Origin of the sequence: Streptomyces sp. NBRC 110611 (assembly GCF_001590865.1) — a bacterium.
GTDB lineage: Bacteria > Actinomycetota > Actinomycetes > Streptomycetales > Streptomycetaceae > Streptomyces.
Genome location: NZ_BBUY01000079.1, coordinates 1 through 1457, shown reverse-complemented (window position 1 = coordinate 1457; position 1457 = coordinate 1). Strand labels below are relative to the sequence as shown.

Below are 1457 nucleotides of genomic sequence, written 5' to 3'. Positions count from 1 at the left end.
ATCGGCCTCGACCGTCGCGACGCTGGGCCGATTTCCACCCCACCAACGTCGCCCTCCACACGGTCAGCGCCGCGGCCACGTTCGGCAGCGCGGGCGTGGCCCTGGAGACCAGCCGCCCCTCATGCGCCGAATACATCCCGGTCCCCGAGCGGCGGGCCACCCCACGGGTTGAGGCAGCACGGGCCTCGCCGTGACCGCAACCGCGTTGCCAGACCGGCAGATCGGCCTGTTCGTGTTCGCTTTCCTCTCGGCGGGCCTGCTGGTCTACGGCACACACCGGCGGCTGCGCGCCGTCCACAGCGCCTGGCTCCCCCTTCCGCGAGTGGGTCACAAACTCCCTGGGATGGGTCAGATGCCTATGACGGCTTTCGCCGTCAGGAAGTAGATGACCAGGCCGGTGGCGTCCACCCCAGGGTGGTGACCATTGGGGCGGAGACGACTGCCGGGTCGATCCGCAGCCGTTTGGCGCATGGTGCCACCGATGGTCGCCGCCCACCCGCAGATGAGCACCAGGGTGATGCCGACCACCAGGGCGATCTTCGCGCTGACGACCAGCGTGCCCACCACCAGGCCGAGCGAGGCCAGCAGTGAGCCCAGGACCAGGCCCACCCGGCATTCGCGCCAGATCACCTTCAGCAGGTCAGAGCCACGGACTTCGCCGACCGCCAGGGCGCGTACGCAGGCGGTGGCGGCCTGGGCGCCGGCGTTGCCGCCCGCGCCGATGAGCATGGGGATGAACACGGCGAGGGCGGCGACCTGCTCCAAGGTGGCCTCCAACGCGTACCGGGGCGACCACCGCTCTTGGCGGTGCGATGGACAACGCCGGTCAGGGCGCGATGGAAGGTGCCTTTTGCCGGGCCGCGTCGTCCAGTCGGCGTCGCTGCTCCTCCCAGCTGCCGAGCGCCGCCGCACACGCGTGATCGAGGTAGCGCAGCCCCGACAGATCCAGGTCGATCTCCCGGTCCCGGGGAAGCGCCTCGAGTTGGTCGAGCAGCTTCGGCAGCCGCAGGAAGGTCGCATTGCCCAGGGCCCGTACGCGCACCACACCGGCGCCCTCCAGGCCCTCCACCTCCAGGTGGACGTGCGAGGTCTCCCACGCGGACTTGGCGACCGCCATCAGCAGCCCCAGCAGCACACCCTCGAACATGTTGGTGGCCACGATCGCGACCGCCGTCACCAGCAGCACCACCGCCTCGCCCCGGTGCTCCCGCCACAGCGGACGCCACTCCTTCACCGGAATCAGCTTGCCGCCCGCATGCACCAGCACACCGGCCAGCGCCGCGATCGGCACCACGCCCAGCGCCGCCGGGAACAGCGCGGCGAAGACCAGCAGCCACACGCCGTGCAGCACCCGCGAGGCCTTCGTCCGGGCCCCGGCATGCACGTTCGCCGCGCTACGGACGATCACCGCGGTCATCGGCAGCGCACCCAGCAGCCCGCACACCGTGTTGCCGACG

2 protein-coding genes and 1 pseudogene are annotated in these 1457 nt (G+C 71.1%); 1 reads left to right on the top strand and 2 read right to left on the bottom strand.

The window, feature by feature from the left end; all coding sequences use genetic code 11:
- Nucleotides 1-194: pseudogene (locus AZE13_RS37410) on the top strand (hypothetical protein); the annotation flags it as partial.
- A gap of 154 nt (nt 195-348) precedes the next feature.
- Here the strand turns inward: AZE13_RS37410 and AZE13_RS33415 are convergent.
- Nucleotides 349-765 (bottom strand): magnesium transporter, encoded by a 417-nt coding sequence (locus AZE13_RS33415; protein ID WP_258528203.1) that lies wholly within the window; start codon nt 763-765, stop codon nt 349-351.
- Nucleotides 766-826: 61 nt separating this feature from the next.
- Nucleotides 827-1457, bottom strand: a 631-nt coding sequence (locus AZE13_RS33410) for a SulP family inorganic anion transporter (protein ID WP_147264834.1), incomplete at its 5' end; no start/stop codon positions are given.